Origin of the sequence: Faecalibacterium prausnitzii (genome assembly GCF_003287405.1) — a bacterium.
Classification (GTDB): Bacteria; Bacillota; Clostridia; order Oscillospirales; family Ruminococcaceae; genus Faecalibacterium; species Faecalibacterium intestinale.
In genome coordinates this window covers 56143-72743 of record NZ_PRLD01000008.1, presented here as the reverse complement: position 1 = coordinate 72743, position 16601 = coordinate 56143, and the positions used below count along the sequence as shown (strand labels likewise).

14 protein-coding genes and 1 tRNA gene are annotated in these 16601 nt (G+C 57.1%); 8 read left to right on the top strand and 7 right to left on the bottom strand.

Annotated elements, in window-relative coordinates:
• Nucleotides 1–3: 3 nt before the first annotated feature.
• From C4N24_RS09255 to C4N24_RS09235, 4 genes are all read left to right on the top strand, one after another.
• Nucleotides 4–609 carry a thymidine kinase gene (locus C4N24_RS09255; protein WP_112091167.1) on the top strand — a complete coding sequence of 202 codons (606 nt, stop codon included), beginning with the start codon at nt 4–6 and terminating at the stop codon, nt 607–609.
• A gap of 1077 nt (nt 610–1686) precedes the next feature.
• Nucleotides 1687–3078: an ABC transporter substrate-binding protein gene (locus C4N24_RS09245; RefSeq protein ID WP_112091165.1), complete on the top strand. Its 1392-nt coding sequence runs from the start codon at nt 1687–1689 to the stop codon at nt 3076–3078.
• Nucleotides 3079–3262: 184 nt separating this feature from the next.
• Nucleotides 3263–4192, top strand: a complete 930-nt coding sequence (locus tag C4N24_RS09240; protein ID WP_112091164.1) for a carbohydrate ABC transporter permease — start codon at nt 3263–3265, stop codon at nt 4190–4192.
• 16 nt (nt 4193–4208) lie between these two features.
• Nucleotides 4209–5060, top strand: a complete 852-nt coding sequence (locus C4N24_RS09235; protein WP_431733129.1) for a carbohydrate ABC transporter permease — start codon at nt 4209–4211, stop codon at nt 5058–5060.
• Between the two features lie 83 nt (nt 5061–5143).
• Here the strand turns inward: C4N24_RS09235 and C4N24_RS09230 are convergent, their stop codons facing one another.
• A complete protein-coding gene (locus tag C4N24_RS09230) occupies nt 5144–5962 on the bottom strand; it encodes an AraC family transcriptional regulator (protein WP_242983229.1) in 819 nt (272 codons plus the stop codon).
• Between the two features lie 110 nt (nt 5963–6072).
• Here C4N24_RS09230 and C4N24_RS09225 point away from each other — a divergent pair, with 110 nt between their 5' ends.
• A complete protein-coding gene (locus C4N24_RS09225) occupies nt 6073–7629 on the top strand; it encodes a glycoside hydrolase family 28 protein (RefSeq protein WP_112091161.1) in 1557 nt (518 codons plus the stop codon).
• Nucleotides 7630–7632: 3 nt separating this feature from the next.
• The gene (locus C4N24_RS09220) at nt 7633–8778 is read left to right on the top strand and encodes a glycoside hydrolase family 88/105 protein (protein WP_112091160.1); all 1146 of its coding nucleotides are present in this window, start codon (nt 7633–7635) and stop codon (nt 8776–8778) included.
• A gap of 246 nt (nt 8779–9024) precedes the next feature.
• Here C4N24_RS09220 and C4N24_RS09215 read toward each other — a convergent pair whose 3' ends face one another.
• Nucleotides 9025–9723 (bottom strand): LytTR family transcriptional regulator DNA-binding domain-containing protein, encoded by a 699-nt coding sequence (locus C4N24_RS09215; protein WP_112091159.1) that lies wholly within the window; start codon nt 9721–9723, stop codon nt 9025–9027.
• Nucleotides 9724–9964: 241 nt separating this feature from the next.
• On the opposite strand from C4N24_RS09215, the gene C4N24_RS09210 reads away from it, so the two are divergent.
• Nucleotides 9965–11344, top strand: a complete 1380-nt coding sequence (locus tag C4N24_RS09210; RefSeq protein ID WP_242983228.1) for a DUF1254 domain-containing protein — start codon at nt 9965–9967, stop codon at nt 11342–11344.
• A gap of 23 nt (nt 11345–11367) precedes the next feature.
• The gene (locus C4N24_RS09205; protein ID WP_242983227.1) at nt 11368–13419 is read left to right on the top strand and encodes an alkyl/aryl-sulfatase; all 2052 of its coding nucleotides are present in this window, start codon (nt 11368–11370) and stop codon (nt 13417–13419) included.
• Nucleotides 13420–13562: 143 nt separating this feature from the next.
• Here C4N24_RS09205 and C4N24_RS09200 read toward each other — a convergent pair.
• The 5 genes from C4N24_RS09200 to C4N24_RS15360 all read right to left on the bottom strand — a co-directional run bounded on the left by C4N24_RS09200 (nt 13563) and on the right by C4N24_RS15360 (nt 16479).
• Nucleotides 13563–13639: transfer RNA gene (locus C4N24_RS09200), tRNA-Met, on the bottom strand.
• A gap of 93 nt (nt 13640–13732) precedes the next feature.
• Nucleotides 13733–14902, bottom strand: coding sequence for a DUF4349 domain-containing protein (locus C4N24_RS09195; protein WP_112091158.1), 1170 nt, complete (start codon nt 14900–14902; stop codon nt 13733–13735).
• On the bottom strand, nt 14889–15383 hold the full coding sequence (locus C4N24_RS09190) for an RNA polymerase sigma factor (RefSeq protein WP_055186376.1): 495 nt from the start codon (nt 15381–15383) through the stop codon (nt 14889–14891). Before C4N24_RS09190 ends, C4N24_RS09195 begins: the two co-directional genes overlap by 14 nt.
• 257 nt (nt 15384–15640) lie before the next feature.
• Complete coding sequence (locus C4N24_RS09185; protein ID WP_112091157.1) at nt 15641–16213, bottom strand: hypothetical protein; 573 nt, start codon at nt 16211–16213, stop codon at nt 15641–15643.
• 128 nt (nt 16214–16341) lie between these two features.
• On the bottom strand, nt 16342–16479 hold the full coding sequence (locus C4N24_RS15360) for a hypothetical protein (protein WP_005920549.1): 138 nt from the start codon (nt 16477–16479) through the stop codon (nt 16342–16344).
• Nucleotides 16480–16601: the final 122 nt, after the last annotated feature.

The following is a 16601-nucleotide window of genomic DNA, read 5'->3' as shown; positions in this document are numbered from 1 at the left end:
GGCATGGCAAAATTGTATTTCCGCTACGGTGCCATGAACAGCGGCAAGAGCACGGCGCTGATGCAGGTGGCACACAACTACGAAGAGCAGGGCATGAAGGTGCTCATTTTAAAGCCGCAGGTGGATACCAAGGGCGGCGGGGAGCTGGTGAGCCGTCTGGGCGTGCGCCGCAAGGCAGACCTGCTGATCCCGCCGGAGCTGAACGTGTTCGAAGCCGTGAAGGCGGCAAACGATGCTTCTGGCCCGCTGGCCTGTGTGCTGTGCGACGAGAGCCAGTTCTTTACCCCGGAGCAGGCTGAGCAGCTGTTCATGGTCACGGTAGATCTGAACATCCCGGTGATCTGCTACGGTCTGCGGGCAGATTTTTCCCTCAAGGGCTTCCCGGGCTCTACCCGTCTGCTGGAGCTGGCGCACACCATCGAAGAGATGAAAACCATCTGCACCTGCGGGCGCAAGGCCATCTGCAACTGCCGCAAGGTGAACGGACAGTTCGTCTTTGAGGGCGAGCAGGTAGCCATCGACCTTGAAAACGATGTGCAGTATGTCAGTATGTGCCCCCAGTGTTACTTCAAAGCGCGGCGGGCGTTCTACGCTGCAAAGAAAAACTGAGATACTTTTATGTTGTATACAAGCCGCTGCGCCGCGTTGGGTGCAGCGGCTTTTTTGCGTGGATTGCGGAAGAGTTACCCCCTCAGTCTCGCTACGCTCCGCTTCACGGGGGAAGATTCTGCTTGCCGCAAGCGTGCAGGGACGCTCCGCTGGGCCAAAGGTAGGGAGGGGTGTTCCGACTCCCCCCTCCCTACCTCTGGACTCCACCCACCCCGCAACGGGCCAAGGGCTGCTCGCCCTTGACAATCCTAAAGAAGAAGTCGAAGCACAAAAAAGCTAGCGCTGCGCCAGTCGGCGCTATCGCTTTAACGCTTTTTTCGCTTCTCCATCCATAGCCCCTCAGTCGCTGCGCGACAGCTCCCCCAAGGGGGAGCTGGCACGCCCGCAAACTTTACGGTTTAACCGAGAACTTTGCCGCTATGCCAAGGGCTCTCCCTTTGAGGAAAGACTTCCCCCGTTCCGGGGGAAGATGTCGCGCAGCGACAAAAGGGGGAGTCTGTCACCGCAGGTGACTGAGAGGGCGAGGACGCTGCCCTTGGGGAAGGTGGCTGCGAACACAGTGAGCAGACGGAAGGGGTATCCCCAACAGGCTGTATACAGATTGATATATTAATTTGCTGTGTTTCGCGGCCACTGATATATCAACTGGGCGAAATACGCACGTTTTTTGCGCTATTGATATATCAGTTCGGGCTGGGCAATTACTCGACGGAGGGGGGAGGGAGTGGGAAAAGAAGAGAGCAGCGGGGGGCGGCAGAGCATAAAAAATTACAGGCAGAACGGTAAATGTAACAGGAATTATTGAAATTTTTGCCGTTCTTCCCATGTTGCATCCCAGATTTTTATGCAAGTCATTGAAGTATACAAGTTGCACAGTTTTTCAGCGCAAGTTTATTCATTTCGGCAAGGACGTCGAATCTCTTTCAAAAACAAGAGCAATATTTGTACGTTTTTATCCCGTATCACTGTAAATTGCATCTTTCTTTTTTCGGTGGCTTTTGTTATCATAATTGTATACAAGGGGGATATGTGCAGACCCCCTACATGAAGATGTTTTCTATTAGGAGGAGAACAAAAATGAGCAAGGCAATTTCTCGTCGTAACTTCCTGATGGCTACCGGCGCTGTCGGTGCTGCAGGTCTGCTGGCTGCCTGCGGCAGCAAGCCCGCTGCTTCTTCCACCGCTTCTTCCGCTGCTTCTCAGGCCCCCGCTGCTTCCGCAGATGAGAGTCTGGCTCTGTCTGACGGCCCCGTCAACCTGAGCATCAGCTGGTGGGGCGGCGACAGCCGTCACGCTGCTTACCAGAGCGCTCTGGAGGCTTTCCAGGCTGAGCACTCCAACATCACCGTAGAGCCCACCTTCGCCGCATGGTCCGGCTGGGAAGAGAAGATGGCTGCTGCCTTCATCGCAGGCAACGCACAGGATGTCTGCCAGGTGAACTGGAACTGGCTGTACAACTACTCTGCCGACGGCAGCAAGTTCGTGGACCTGAACACCACCTCCAAGTTCATCGACCTGACCCAGTGGGATGCCGCTGCTATGGACGCTTGCTATGTGGCCAACAGCCAGCAGTGCGTGCCCGTCTCCATGACCGGCCGTATCTTCTACTGGAACATGACCACCTTTAATAAGGCTGGCATCACCGAGGTCCCCAAGTCTCTGGACGATCTGATGGCTGCCGGTAAGGCTTTCCAGGAGAAGCTGGGCAACGATTACTACCCCATGCACCTGGGCGCATACGACCGTATGATCCTGATGGTGTTCTACCTCGAGTCCAAGTACGGCAAGGACTGGGCAGATCCCGTTACCTCCACCCTGAACTACACCGAGGACGAGATCGCTGATGGTCTGGCCTTCATCAAGAGCCTGGTGGACAACCACGTCATGATGAACCTGAAGACCTACTACTCTGCAAACTCCGATACCGCTACCCACCAGTCCAACGAGTGGATCACCGGTAAGATCGCAGGCATCTTCGAGTGGGATTCCGCTGCTACCAAGTACGCTTCCGCTCTGGACGACAGCAACAAGGACGGCTTCACCGTCGGCGAGGAGATCAAGTTCGGCGACAACAACGGCGGCTTCTCCAAGGTGTCCATGGGTCTGGCTATCACCAAGACCTGCAAGAACGTTGCCGAGGCTGCTACCCTGATCAACTTCCTGCTGAACGAGGAGAAGGGCGCTTCCATCATGGGTTCTGAGTGCGGCATCCCCGCTTCCAAGGCTGGCCTGAAGTTTGCTCAGGACGCCGGCGCTGTCAAGAGCCTGGTTGCTGACGCAAATGCCAAGGTCATGGCATTCACCACCAACAAGCTGGATCCCCTGTTCGAGAACAACGACCTGAAGGCTTCCGGCACCGGCATCTATCAGGAAGTGTTCGACAACATCGACTACGGCGATCAGACCCCCGAAGAGGCTGTCGAGACTCTGCTGGACGGCATGGAGTCTGTTGGCTACACCGTCGGCTAAGCTTATTGCACTGACAGCAGCCTGAACCGGCAGCGATACTCTGAATGAAATAGGGGCATCTGCCGCCCGTACGACAGATGCCCTTGTTTTATCGGTGAATGGTTATCAAACCTTGAATGAATTGTTGCCGGTCTGTGACCTGCTGCACTGTCTGCTTCAAAATCCTGTAAAAGGAGGACTTCGGATGAAAAAAAGTAATGCGCCCGCAGGCGCACGAACTCCGTTCCAGAAATGGGTCGATAAATATCAGGGCCTGTTTTATCTGATCCCCTGGATCATCGGCTTTCTCGTCTTTAAGGCGTTCCCCTTCGGTCAGTCGCTATATTACAGCTTTACCGATATGAACTTCTTCAAGGACGGCACCAGCTTTGTTGGTCTGGCCAACTACATTACCGCATTCCACACCAAAAAGATCACCAAGGCGCTGATCATCACCTTCAAGTACGCCTTTATCACCGTGCCCCTGAAGCTGATCTTCGCGCTGTTCATCGCCTACATCCTGAACTTCAAGATCGCCTGCGTCAACCTGTTCCGCACCGTGTACTACATCCCCTCCATTCTGGGCGGCTCTGTGGCTATCGCCGTGCTGTGGAAGGCTGTGTTCAGCGTGGACGGTCTGCTGAACACCGTGGTGCGCGCTGTCACCTTTGGTGCGGTGCAGGGCCCCGAGTGGCTGTCTGACCCCAACTACGCACTGTGGATCATCTGCTTTTTGCGTATATGGCAGTTCGGCTCTGCCATGGTGCTGTTCCTTGCTGCACTGAAGGGCGTGCCCGCAGACCTGTACGAGGCTGCTACCATCGATGGTGCCGGCAAGTGGCGTCAGTTCTTCTCCATCACTGTTCCGATGATCACCCCCATCATCTTCTACAACCTGGTCACTCAGATCTGCCAGGCTTTCCAGGAGTTCAACGGCCCCTACATCATCACCAACGGTGGTCCCCGTGGTTCCACTACCCTGATCTCCCTGCTGGTTTACAACTACGCATTCAAGTCCTACGACATGGGCATGGCTTCTGCTCTGGCCTGGATCATGTTCATCATCGTCTGCATCCTGACGATCATTGCGTTCACCAGCCAGAAGAAGTGGGTCTACTACTCGGATGAAAGGTAAGGTGACCAATATGGGAATGAAAGCATCGAATAAGATCGCAACCTTCTTTAAGTACTTCGTGCTGATCCTGGTTGGCATCATCATGATCTATCCTCTGCTGTGGATGATCAGCGCTACCTTCAAGGATAACAGCGAGATCTTTGCAGGCATCAGCCTGTGGATCAAAAAGCCTACGCTGGATGGCTACCGCAACGCCCTGAACAACTTCGGCGGCTCCATCAACATCCTGCAGGCCATGCTCAACACTTACAGCTACGTTCTCCCCAAGGTGATCTGCACTGTGGTGTCTGCCTGTATTGCCGCTTACGGCTTTGGCCGTTTCGACTTCCCCGGCCGCAAGCTGCTGTTCAACATCATGCTGGCCACCCTGTTCCTGCCGCAGGTCGTGCTGAACGTGCCGCAGTACCTGCTGTACAACAAGTTCGGCTGGGTCGACAGCCCCTTCTATCTGGCCATCTGGGTGCACTGCGCATTTGCTACCGAGACCTACTTCGTGTACCAGCTGGTGCAGTTCATGCGCAACGTCCCGCGTGATCTGGACGAGGCTGCCGCCATTGACGGCTGCTCCTCCTTCCAGACCCTGTACAAGGTCATCGTGCCCATGCTGGGACCCGCTCTGGTGTCCTGCGCACTGTTCCAGTTCATGTGGAGCTGCAACGACTTTATGGGCCCGCTGCTTTACGTCAGCACCCCCGGCAAGTACCCCATGTCCCTGTTCGTCAAGCTGTCCATGGACGGTGATACCGGCTTTGCTTGGAACAAGATCCTTGCACTGTCCCTCATCTCCATCCTGCCGCAGCTGATCGTATTCTTCTGTGCACAGGATCAGTTCGTTGAAGGTATCTCCGCAGGTGCCGTCAAGGGCTAATGCGCCATAAGAACATCTGACCAAGACCAACACCCCCTGTGCTGCTCCCAACGGATGGCACAGGGGGTGTTTTGGTAGGTGCATCATTTCTTTTGCTTTTTGCGGTATTGCAGGGGGCTGATATCCGTCACCTCGCGGAACACGCGGCGGAAGTGGGCGGCGCTGGCAAAGCCGGTCTGCTCGGCAATAGCGCTGATGGAAAGCTCGGTGGTCTCCAGCAGCTTCTGCGCAGACTCGATGCGGCGGTTGTTCAGGTAGTCCACGATGGACTGCCCGGTCACCCGCCGGAACAGGCGGCTGAGATAGTAAGGGGAAAGGTAGAACCGCGCCGCTACCTCGGTAAGAGAGAACTTTTGCCGGTAGTTGGCGGCAAGGTAGGCACACACCTGCTCAACGGTCTCGTTGCGGGGGCGCGCCACGGCGCTGCTCTCGGCAAGGCACTCCTGCTCTACATAGTGCAGGATCAGCAGCAGGTACAGCCCGCCGGGGTAGTCCTGCTCCGGCATGGCGGTGCGCATCATCTCCAGCAGGGTGCGCAGGCGGCGGGTCCACGGCACCGGGCCGTACAGCACCGTGGCTTCCCCGGGCACGAACAGCCGGACAAAATCCCGCTGGGCGGTGCTGCGCAGCTCGTGCAGGGCACTGAGCGGGAACCGGCAGCCTACCAGCTCCGGTACGGCTGCACCGGCGGCGGTGAGCACCGCATCCCCCGCACCCAGCAGCAGTGCGCTGCCGGGGTTCAGCAGCAGACTGTTTTCCCCCATTTGCAGGGTGCAGCTGCCCTCGCTTACCAGCAGAAAGGTGCACATCTCCTCGTCTGCCGTCAGCTCCAGCTTGCCGCCGGTCAGCCGCACGGTGTCTGCCTTTACCTTGGCGTTGATCTTTTCCCGTTCCGCTTTCATTTTGCGCATCCTTTCCGGAACAGCCCTCCCGGTCGCCGGGAGAGCGCTTTTCCTCATGATACCACGTCTGCCCCGTGGGGGCAAGACAAACTCACAGGAGGTTATTTCGCATGAATCTGACCCTGATCCGTTCCATGACCCGCAGCGCCGTTTTCGAGCTGGAAAACGAGCTGTGCTACCGTCCGGCACACCCCTTTACCGTTGCCCTGAACGGCAAGACGATATACGAAGCCTGCAACACCAACGTGTTCTCCCTGTTCTCCCTGCTGCCCGGCACCACCTATACGGTGGAGGTGCAGGCAGAGGGCGAGACCCTGAAGCTGGATTTCACCACCGAGGCTGAGACCTTCTTCGTGGATGCTGCCCGCTACGGTCTGGTGGCCGATGGCGAGACCGACAACACTGTGCGGCTGCAGGCGGCGCTGTCTACCTGCCCCAAGGGCGGCACGGTGTATGTGCCCGCCGGCCGTTACCGCACCGCCAGCCTGTTCATGAAGAGCAACACCACGCTGTATCTGGAAAAAGGTGCTGTGTTGCTGGGCGATAACGACCGCACCCATTACCCCATTCTGCCCGGCGTGCTGCCCAGCGAGAACGAGGTGGACGAGTACTACCTGACCGGCTGGGAGGGCAACCCGCTGGACAGCTTTGCCGGTCTGTTGAACATCACGCAGGTGCATGACGTGGTGGTGACCGGCGAGGGCACGCTGGACTGCGATGCCCAGAACGGCGACTGGTGGGTGAACCCCAAGGTCAAGCGCATCGCATGGCGTCCCCGCGCCGTGGCTGCGGTGGACAGCGAGAACGTCTGCCTGCACGGCATCACGGTGCAGAACAGCTTCTCCTGGACCATCCACCCCATCTTTGTCAAGCATCTTGACCTGCTCAACTTCAACATCAACAACCCCTACAACGCCCCCAACACGGACGGCATCGACCCCGAGAGCTGCGAGTATATCCGCATCATCGGCATGAACATCCATGTGGGTGACGACTGCATCGCCATGAAGGCCAGCAAGGTCTTTTTGGGCATGAAGCTGAAGCGCAGCTGCGAGCACACTGTCATCCGCAACTGCCTGCTGGACAAGGGTCACGGCGGCATCGTCATCGGCAGCGAGATGAGCGGCGGCGTCAAGGATATGGTGGTGACCCAGTGCCTGATGGACCACACCGACCGCGGTCTGCGTGTCAAGACCCGCCGCGGCCGCGGCAACACCGCCGTCATCGACGGGCTGGTGTTCCGCAACGTGGAGATGCGGGGCGTCAAGGCACCCTTTGTCATCAATATGTTCTACTTCTGCGACCCGGACGGCCACGGCCCCTATGTGCAGTGCCGCGAGCCGATGCCGGTGGACGAGTACACCCCCAAGCTGGGCAGCCTGACCATGGAGAACATCGTGGCCACCGATGCCCAGTTCGCGGGCTGCTACTTCGACGGTCTGCCGGAGCAGCCCATTGAGCGGGTGACCATGCGGGATGTGAGCATCACCTTCGACCCCAACGCCAAGGAGGGACAGGCCGCCATGGCCGACAACCGTCCGCTGGTGAAAAAGCTGGCCATCTATGCCGAGAACGTCAAGGAGATCGACCTGCACAACGTGAAGATCGAAGGCTACGAGGGCGAGCGGCTGCACTTTGTCAACGTAGGACATTTTGAGGAGGACTGACCCATGACCCATGAAGAGATCCTGTCCATGCTGGGCGACTATGTGGACTACCTGATCGCCAATTCCAGCGCCGAGGCACCGATGTGGAACATCGAAAAGGTGCGCAGCGGCAAGCCCAACAAGTGGAACTACATCGACGGCTGCATGATCACCGCCTGCCTGAGCCTGTACAAGACCACCGGCGACGAGAAGTATCTGGAGTTTTCCAAGGAGTTTATCGACTACTTTGTGCAGCCGGACGGCTCCATCAAGACCTACGACCCCAAGGAGTACAATCTGGACAACGTGAATCAGGGCAAGAACCTGTTCATCTTGTATGACATCTACGGGGACGAGAAGTACCGCAAGGCAATCGACACCATCCGCAGCCAGCTGCTCACCCAGCCCCGCACCAAGGAGGGCAACTTCTGGCACAAGGACATCTACCCGTGGCAGGTGTGGCTGGACGGCACCTATATGGCACAGCCCTTCTACATGGAGTACGAGACCCGCTTTAACAAGATGCAGGGCTGTATCGACAGCTACAAGCAGTTCATGAACATCAAAAAGCATATGCGGGACGAAAAGACCGGCCTATACTACCACGGCTACGACGAGAGCCGCCAGATGTACTGGGCAGACCCCGAGACCGGCTGCAGCCCCAACTTCTGGCTGCGCGCCATGGGCTGGTTCCTTGTGGCGATGGTGGACGTGCTGGAGCGCATGGACGAGCAGCTGTACAACGAGTACCGCGGCATTATGGCCATGCTCAAGCAGACTGTGGAGGATATGCACAAGTTCCAAGACGAGCAGAGTGGGATGTTCTGGCAGGTCATCGACCACCCGGAAGCCGAGGGCAACTATCTGGAGACCAGCGGCACCGCCCTGTTTGCCTACGCAGTGCTCAAGGGCGTGCGTCTGGGCTACCTGCCTAAGCGGATGGCTGCATGGGCAGAGAAGGCCTTCTACGGCACCTGCGACCGGTACCTGTCCAAGAACCCGGACGGCAGCTTGCAGCTGGACGGCATCTGCCTTGTGGCAGGTCTGGGCGGCAAGGATCACCGTGACGGCTCGCTGGCCTACTACTTCAGCGAGCCGGTAGTCTGCAACGACGCCAAGGGCGTAGGTCCGCTGGTGCTGGCCTATACCGAGATGATCGCACGGAAGTAAACCGAATCACAACCGTACCAAAATATAAAGGGGCTGCTGTAAAATACAGCGTCCCTCATCGCTGATAATATGGCGCGGCGATTTGCGCTGAAATCTCACATAAAGAAAAGCAAGTGCAACACGTTCTCTCAAAAACCAAAATTTTTGAGGGAGATGTGATGCACTTGCTTTTTTTGGAATATTCGATCTTCCGTTCCGTTTTGAAAGCGCTATAGATATTTTGCTGCCGGAAAAGCTTTTGCAAAGTCAGGAGTCTATGGCCTGCAGCACGCAGGCACAATACCCCGGTTCAGGCTGGTAACAATGGATGGTCAGGTATTTGTCCACCTCCGGGCTGTAATCGTGGAGGGTGTGCCTTGTGCCGTTCAACGCCACATCTGCATACGATACAAGCCACTTTTTATCACCATTGGGGAACACCTCGTAAAAAGAGCGGTTCAGCATTTCTTCTACCGGCACCCCTTCGATCGTTGCCATCTCCGCATTGCAGTAGCGGAAGATAAAATCCACGCCATGCCCGGATTCATTGAATACCAGCTCGATGACGCAGAACGCCAGCGGCATATCGTCCAGCAGGCTGCACTTTTCCAGCAGACTCATGCTCATGGGGCGGGGCTGTGTGTCCGCCAGCCCGATCTCTGCACGCAGGCGGCGGTGGTCGCTCAGGCCGCGCTTGCGTCCCTGAAAGGTGCGGCCGTCAGACATGGTGTAGATCCCATCGTTGCTGATGTTTACGATCTGGCTGCGGCACACCGCAATTCCCTTGCTGATGTTCAGGAACAGATTTTCCGGCAGCACAGACAAAACGCTGTGCAGCGGCGCATACAGCGCAGCTTCCTCGCCGTCCATGCGGTGAACGACTGTTTTACGGTCGCTGCGGTAAAGATACAAAATGTTTTCCGGACAAAGGTCATTTTTTTGAAACCATTCATGCAGATCGTTCATCGCCGTGCTCCGTTGTCAATTGATGTGCTTAGTATAGCACATTATCGTGCAGAGTACAAGATTTTAATGGTGTTTGCGTCAAATTTTATCGGGCTTTTTTGTTGAAACTTACGTTTTTGTTACGGAAAATGCAAAAATCATTGACTTTTAATCATTGTCCGTGTATCTTGAACACAGAAAGCCAAATGGTTTTTTCCCATAAGGCGCATAAAGCAAAAGACATAACAGGAGGTCTCATGTTATGAAAATGACCCGCCGTGATTTTTTGAACGTTTCTACTGCGGCTGCGGTGGTTTGCGCAGCTACACTTTTGCCCGTAGAGAAAGCCGCAGCCGCACAGCAGACGCTGGCTGCACAGAACCTTCTGGAGCAGGCGTATCTGTACGCCTTTCCGCTGGTGATCATGGATGCTACGCGGACGGCTTCCACAAACACCCGCACAGCTACAAGCAACAAGGCCCCCATCAACCAGTTCATCCATGCGGAAAAGCTGGCAGATGCAACGACCCGTGCGGTGGTTACGCCGAATGTGGATACCATCTATACGCAGGCGTTTCTGGATGTCGGCGCAGAACCAATGATCTACGGCGTGCCGCAGACCGACCGCTTTTTTAATGTACAGGTGCTGGATGCGTGGACAAACACCGCCGCTGTGCTGGAAACGCCGGGGCTTTATGCCATTACCCGTGCAGACTGGCAGGGCGAACTGCCGGAAGGGGTGCAGCGCATTGATGTGCCTACCACGATGGTCTGGACCATTGCCCGCATCGTGCTTTCCGGACAGGAGGACCTGCCCAACGTCCGGGCTATTCAGGATAAGATGCAGCTGATGCCGCTTTCCGCCTATCAGGCGGGTGGATGGACCGCCCCCGCAGGCAGCTATGACCCTGCCAATGACTTTGTGCCGGTAAAGCACGTTCTTGCTATGGACGCAAAGGAATTCTTTGATACCGCTAACCAGCTGATGGAAACCAACCCGCCCGCTGCGGCAGATGCGCCGGTACTCCGGGAGCTTGCAGCACTGCATGTCGGCCCCGGTGAGAAGTTCGATGACAAGGCGCTGGGTCTGTTCAGCGGGCTGCGCTGGAAGCTGATGCTGCTCCAGCTGAAGAAAAAGCTGCAAAGCGAATCGGAGCGCTATACACGCCAGATGGGTCAGTGGATCTATTTCGGCGACCCCATCGGCAACTTTGGCACAGCATATACCTACCGTACCATGGTGGCGCTGCGGGGTCTGGGTGCCAACACCACCGATGTTGCCATCTACCCTAAAACAGATGTGGACAGCACCGGCACAGTCCTGACCGGCAAAAAGACCTATACGCTGCATATCGAGGCAGATCCTCCCACACTGGAAAAGGGCTTCTGGTCGGTGACCGCCTACGGGGAGAGCGATTTCCTCATTGAAAACCCCATTGACCGCTACTGCGTCAACGACCGCTCCGGTCTGCACCGTAATCCGGACGGCTCGATCGATATCACCCTTTCCAAAGAGGCACCGGCGGACACGACCAACTGGCTGCCGGTAGGAGAGGGAGATTTCCACCTCTTCCTTCGTATCTATAAACCGGATGCCGCCGCACTGACAGAATGGCAGCCGCCGGTCGTCCGCACAAACTGATCCGTAATAAGGAGGAACCTGCTATGAAAATGACCCGTCGGAATTTTATTTCAGCTTCGGCTGCTGCAATGCTGGCGTGCGGCGCATCTCTGTCTGCCCATGCTGCGGAAAATACCACAGAAAACGGCCTGAATTTTATCACAGACATTTTCAAGGATCCCACCCAGCCGGGCGAGACCGAAGGCGCAACGACCATCACAGCAGAGGCCAACGCCGAATGGTATGAAAAGCTGGATTTTTCTGACCGGCGGGAGTTTGCCAACGCCGAGCGCGGCTGGCTGGACAACGCGGAAGGCAGGATCATCGATGGTGATGATAACAGATCTGCATGGGATCTGCAGAGCTACGGCGATTTGAACCGGGATGCTCCAGACACTGTAAACCCCAGCCTGTGGCGGAATACCCAACTCAACGCCAAAGCTGGTCTGTTTGAAGTGTGCGACGGCATTTATCAGGTGCGCGGCTTTGATATGGCCAATACGACCTTTATCCGCACCGACCACGGCTGGATCGTGTTTGATGTGCTGATGTGCAAGGAAAACATGAAGGCTGCCAAGGAGCTGATGGAGAACCGCTTCGGCCCGCTGGACATCAAGGCGGTGCTGTACAGCCACTCTCATGTGGATCACTTCGGCGGCGTGGAAGGCGTTATTACCCGGGAGCAGGTAGCGGATGCAAAGCTTTCGCTTAAAAAGCAGCTGGCTTCCGGCAAGACCCTTGTGCTTGCGCCGGCGGGCTTTCTGAAGCACGCCATCAGCGAAAATGTCTATGCAGGCATCGCCATGGCGCGGCGCGCACAGTTCCAGTACGGCACGGTGCTTGACAAGGGCGAAAAGGGTGCGCTGAGCGTGGGCATCGGCATGGGACAGTCCACCGGTACGGTGGCCCTCATCGCTCCTACTTACGAGATCGGGGAAGATGTTCCGAAGCTGACCATCGACGGGCTGGAGATCGAATTTCAGCTGACCCCCGGCACCGAAGCCCCTGCCGAGATGAACGCCTATTTCCCGAAATACCGTGCCCTCTGGATGGCGGAAAACTGCACCGGCACGCTGCATAATCTGTACACCCTGCGCGGCGCAGAGGTGCGCGATGCCAACGATTGGGCAAAGTACATCATCGAGGCAGACCAGCGCTTCTGCGACAAGACCGATGTGGTGTTCCAGAGCCACAACTGGCCGCACTGGGGCGAGGAGATCCATGATTATCTGCTGAATACGGCAGCCATCTATAAGTTTATCCACGACCAGACCCTGCATTACATGAATCAGGGCTATACCTCCACTGAGGTCGCCGCCATGCTCACCCTGCCCGAAAAGCTGGAAAAGGTCTGGTACACCCGGCCGTATTACGGCACACTGGCGCACAACGCCAAGGCGGTCTACCAGAAGTATCTGGGTTGGTACGATGCAAACCCGGTCAACCTGAACCCGCTCCCGCCCAGCGATACCGCCAAGAAGCTGGTAGAATATCTGGGCAGCACGGATGCCGTTCTGCGCAAGGCACGGAAGGATTTTGAAAAGGGCGATTATCAGTGGGTGGCGCAGATCACCAAGGAGTTGGTCTTTGCAGACCCGTCCAACCAGAAGGCGCGCAACCTGTGCGCCGATGCGCTGGAGCAGCTGGGCTATCAGGCAGAGTCCGGCGCATGGCGCAACGCCTACCTGATGGGCGCTGCCGAGCTGCGCAAGGGCAATCTGTCCGGTCTGGCACGCACCGCCAATGGTCTGGGCTCCGCCATGAAGGAGATGACCGTGGATATGCTGCTGGATTACATTTCCATCCTGACCGACGCCAACGCCGCCCAGAACGACGACGTAACGCTGAACCTGATCGTGACGGATGTGAACGAAAAGTTTTATGTGACCCGAAAAAACGGTATTCTGCTGTCCTATTCGGGAGAGAACCGCCCGGACGCGCAGGCCACGGTCACCTGCAAGCGGCTGCAGCTCCTTGCCCTGATGCAGGGGCAGCAGGCCGGTCAGGTGCAGGTAAGCGGCGATGCCACTGCCCTGAAGCGTCTGCTGGCGTATGCGTCCAAGTTTGAAAAGACCTTCAATGTGATCGAGCCGTAAAAACGATTCCAATACAGCAGGGCTGAGCACCTGAATCACAGCAAAAAAGGGATACCGGAACATCTGCGGATGCTCCGGTATCCCTTTTGGTATAAGATGAGAACAAAAAAACAGGTTGAATTTACAAAATTCAACCTGTTTGGTGGTTGCGGGGGCCGGATTTGAACCAACGACCTTCGGGTTATGAGCCCGACGAGCTACCAGACTGCTCCACCCCGCGATATTTACTTTTTGCTTTTCAGCGGCTCTCGCTGACTGCTCAAGTATAATACCACAGGTCGGGCAGAATGTCAACCCTTTTTCGAAAAAACTTTTACTTTTGCTTTTTGCTGCGCTTTCTGCGCCATGCAAGCACCGCAGCAACGGCGGCGCACGCCAGCACTGCCAGCGGCCAGACACAGGCCAGTGCCACCACCAGCTGCTGCAAGCCGTTCACAAAGTTGCCCCAGCCGGAGGTAAAGGCGGTGCCGATGCGGGAGAAAAAGCCCTCGTCCGCAGGGGTGTAGGTCTGCACCTCGTTCAGGTCGATATACACGGTGCACTGCTGCACCTGATCGCTGTACCAGTCCAGCTGGCTCTGCCAGCTCTCGATCTGGGACTGCACCTCGGTGAGGGAGTCCTCGATCTGCAGCAGGTCGGAAAGATTTTCGGCCTTTGCCTGCAATTGCTGTAAGCGGGTGCGCTGTGCCTGCAGGTTAGAAAGCCGCGCGGACACGTCCATATACTGAGTGGTCACGTCATCGGCCTGCTGGCTGCGGTAGGTCACATTACCGGCAGCGGCCACAGCTTCCAGAAAGCTCTGGTAGTTGGCCTGCGGTACCCGGTAGGTCAGGTTGACCGAGCGGCTGGAGCCGCTGCTGGAATACTCACTGCTGGATTCCAGATAGCCGCCCGCTTCGGCAAGAGCGCTGTCCAGCGCACTGCGGGCTGCTTCGTAGTCCTTGCTTTCCAGCGTCAGGTTGGCAGTGTAGATGATCTTGGCGCTGTCCACCGCAGGGGCAGCAGCTTCGGTGCTGCCGGTGCCGCTGTACTCCGTTTCCAGAGAGCGGTCGTCTGCCTCCAGACTATAATTCACCGCCTCGGGGGTGCTGTCCAGCGCGGCGTGCTGGACAGCAAAGCTGTCCGATGCCACAGAAGCGGCAGAGCTGTTGGCAGCGCCTTCGGCTGCGTACAGGGCGGGCGCGCTGCTTTTGGCGCTGCCCATCCCGATGCCCAGATGCAGGGTGCTGTAACCCAGCACACACACAGCCAGACAGGCGGCCAGCGTGCCCAGCTGCTTTACCGGGAAGTGGATGGGCTTTTTCTTCTTGGTTTCGGTGTTCAGGGGTGCTGCGGGTGCAGCGGTCTGCGGGGCAGGGGCGGCCATCATGGGCTCAGCCTTTTCCTCTGCAGTCAGGGTGTCGGTCATGGCCAGCAGTTTTGCCTTCAGATCGTCCGGGGCAGTCAGGTCATCGACCTCCATCTTGTATTCATACCACCTCATCTTCGATCTCCTCCTTCAGCATCGTATGTAACTGTGCCCGTGCGCGCCGCAGCCAGCTTAGTACCGTGTTTGTGGGCACCGCCATCATCCGCCCGATCTCTGCCGCAGTGTATCCTTCGTAGTAATGCAGATAGATGGCATTGCGGTAGTTTTCCGGCAGCGTGCGGATGGCATCCAGCACACTGCCGTCCTCCGCAAGGACATCGGGGGCGGGCAGGTTCTCGTCCAGCTCGGTGTCCTTTTGGTGGGCGGCGCGGGTCAGGTCCCGGCAGCGGTTGATGGCCACCCGCAGCAGCCATGCTTTGAGATGCTCCTCACTCTCAAAGATGCCGTTGTAGTGCAGCAGCTTTTCAAACACATCCTGCACCACATCCTCAGCATCGGCTGTGCAGCGGCAATTATGCACCGCAGTGCGGTAGACGGTGTCGCTGTAACGCTGCACCGCCAAGGTAAAAACTTCGTTTCTGGTCAGCTGTCCCATTGTATAAACTCTCCTTGGATGCCCGGAAGCGGGCTTCTCGATGGAATGTTTGTGGTTCTCACGGGGACGTTCACTCAATATACGGCTCAGCATCCCCGATTATTGCAGAACAAAACCCGGTTCCTTCCATTTTTTGTGTGCCGGACGCACCGGACCGCAAGGTGTGTCCACGTTCTCCGACAGAGGTTGGATATCCTGCCGGTTTACCGGTCAGTATACCACGGAATCGCAAAAAAGTAAAAGAGGGGAGCCCTTCCTTATTTATAGACCCTTTGCAGCAGCGCCAGCCGCTCAGAGAGAAAGGTCTCGGCCTTGGGGTGGTGCAGCCAGCATTTGCCATCGGCGCCGTGCACCAGTTTCTGCGCCAGTGCGGCAGGGGCGGTGTCAATCGCCATCACGTCCTGCATGGTCAATTGCAGGGTGAGCGCCGCCGGTACATCCGGCAGCGGCGGCAGCGGGTCCTCCCACACAAAGGGCGGCAGCAGCTGCACCGCCACGGTCAGGCGGGTGCACTCTTCGGTCAGCAAAAGGGCGGCGGGGGTGCCGTCCGGCTGCACTTGTAGGCTGCTGTATAAAAGCTGCATCCGGGCAGGGGAGAGCAGCCGGGTCAAGCCATCTGCCGGGGCAGCCGCAAGCTGTAAATACCCGGCGGCTTCCTCCCGGTAGATGCGCCGGGCAGGGGCGTGCAGCCCTGCGTAGAGGGCGGGCAGCATAAAGCTGCCGCTTTTTTCCAGCGCCTGCTGCGCCAGCAGATAGAACTCGGTCAGCGGGTACGCCGCATCCGGCTGCGGCATCCCGAAATCCGGCCGCGATACATGACCTCCACCCATGGGAACCTCCTTGACAAAACACGATGATGCGATTATACTATAAACAGAAGGGGCGCTGACTGCAAAGGTCAGCTTTCCATCCCGCATTAGTCAAAAAGATTGACCGCTAGTTTGGTAGACTGGGGCGGTCAATCTTTTTTGTTGTCATCGTTTTTCTTCTGTGAAGCTTTATCCATGACCTCAAGGGTCAGGCGGATCACCTCGATGATCAATCCCAACAGCGTAAGAATGACCATCAGCAGGTTCAGCATCTCCGACAGATCCATCTGACATCCCTCCCTTCGCCTTCAGGGCTTGGGGAGACTTGGCTCAAAAAAGTTCTCCTCCCACAAGCCGCTGGTTCGTTCCATGTACAGGAAGAAGCAGTGCTGCGGGATGGGAAAGCATG

Excerpts from the sequence above, each read along its gene's own strand:
- C4N24_RS09255 (WP_112091167.1), top strand. The coding sequence starts at position 4 with ATGGCAAAATTGTATTTCCGCTACGGTGCCATGAACAGCGGCAAGAGC.
- C4N24_RS09245 (WP_112091165.1), top strand. The coding sequence starts at position 1,687 with ATGAGCAAGGCAATTTCTCGTCGTAACTTCCTGATGGCTACCGGCGCT.
- C4N24_RS09240 (WP_112091164.1), top strand. The coding sequence starts at position 3,263 with ATGAAAAAAAGTAATGCGCCCGCAGGCGCACGAACTCCGTTCCAGAAA.
- C4N24_RS09235 (WP_431733129.1), top strand. The coding sequence starts at position 4,209 with ATGAAAGCATCGAATAAGATCGCAACCTTCTTTAAGTACTTCGTGCTG.
- C4N24_RS09230 (WP_242983229.1), bottom strand. The coding sequence starts at position 5,962 with ATGAAAGCGGAACGGGAAAAGATCAACGCCAAGGTAAAGGCAGACACC.
- C4N24_RS09225 (WP_112091161.1), top strand. The coding sequence starts at position 6,073 with ATGAATCTGACCCTGATCCGTTCCATGACCCGCAGCGCCGTTTTCGAG.
- C4N24_RS09220 (WP_112091160.1), top strand. The coding sequence starts at position 7,633 with ATGACCCATGAAGAGATCCTGTCCATGCTGGGCGACTATGTGGACTAC.
- C4N24_RS09215 (WP_112091159.1), bottom strand. The coding sequence starts at position 9,723 with ATGAACGATCTGCATGAATGGTTTCAAAAAAATGACCTTTGTCCGGAA.
- C4N24_RS09210 (WP_242983228.1), top strand. The coding sequence starts at position 9,965 with ATGAAAATGACCCGCCGTGATTTTTTGAACGTTTCTACTGCGGCTGCG.
- C4N24_RS09205 (WP_242983227.1), top strand. The coding sequence starts at position 11,368 with ATGAAAATGACCCGTCGGAATTTTATTTCAGCTTCGGCTGCTGCAATG.
- C4N24_RS09195 (WP_112091158.1), bottom strand. The coding sequence starts at position 14,902 with ATGAGGTGGTATGAATACAAGATGGAGGTCGATGACCTGACTGCCCCG.
- C4N24_RS09190 (WP_055186376.1), bottom strand. The coding sequence starts at position 15,383 with ATGGGACAGCTGACCAGAAACGAAGTTTTTACCTTGGCGGTGCAGCGT.
- C4N24_RS09185 (WP_112091157.1), bottom strand. The coding sequence starts at position 16,213 with ATGGGTGGAGGTCATGTATCGCGGCCGGATTTCGGGATGCCGCAGCCG.
- C4N24_RS15360 (WP_005920549.1), bottom strand. The coding sequence starts at position 16,479 with ATGGATCTGTCGGAGATGCTGAACCTGCTGATGGTCATTCTTACGCTG.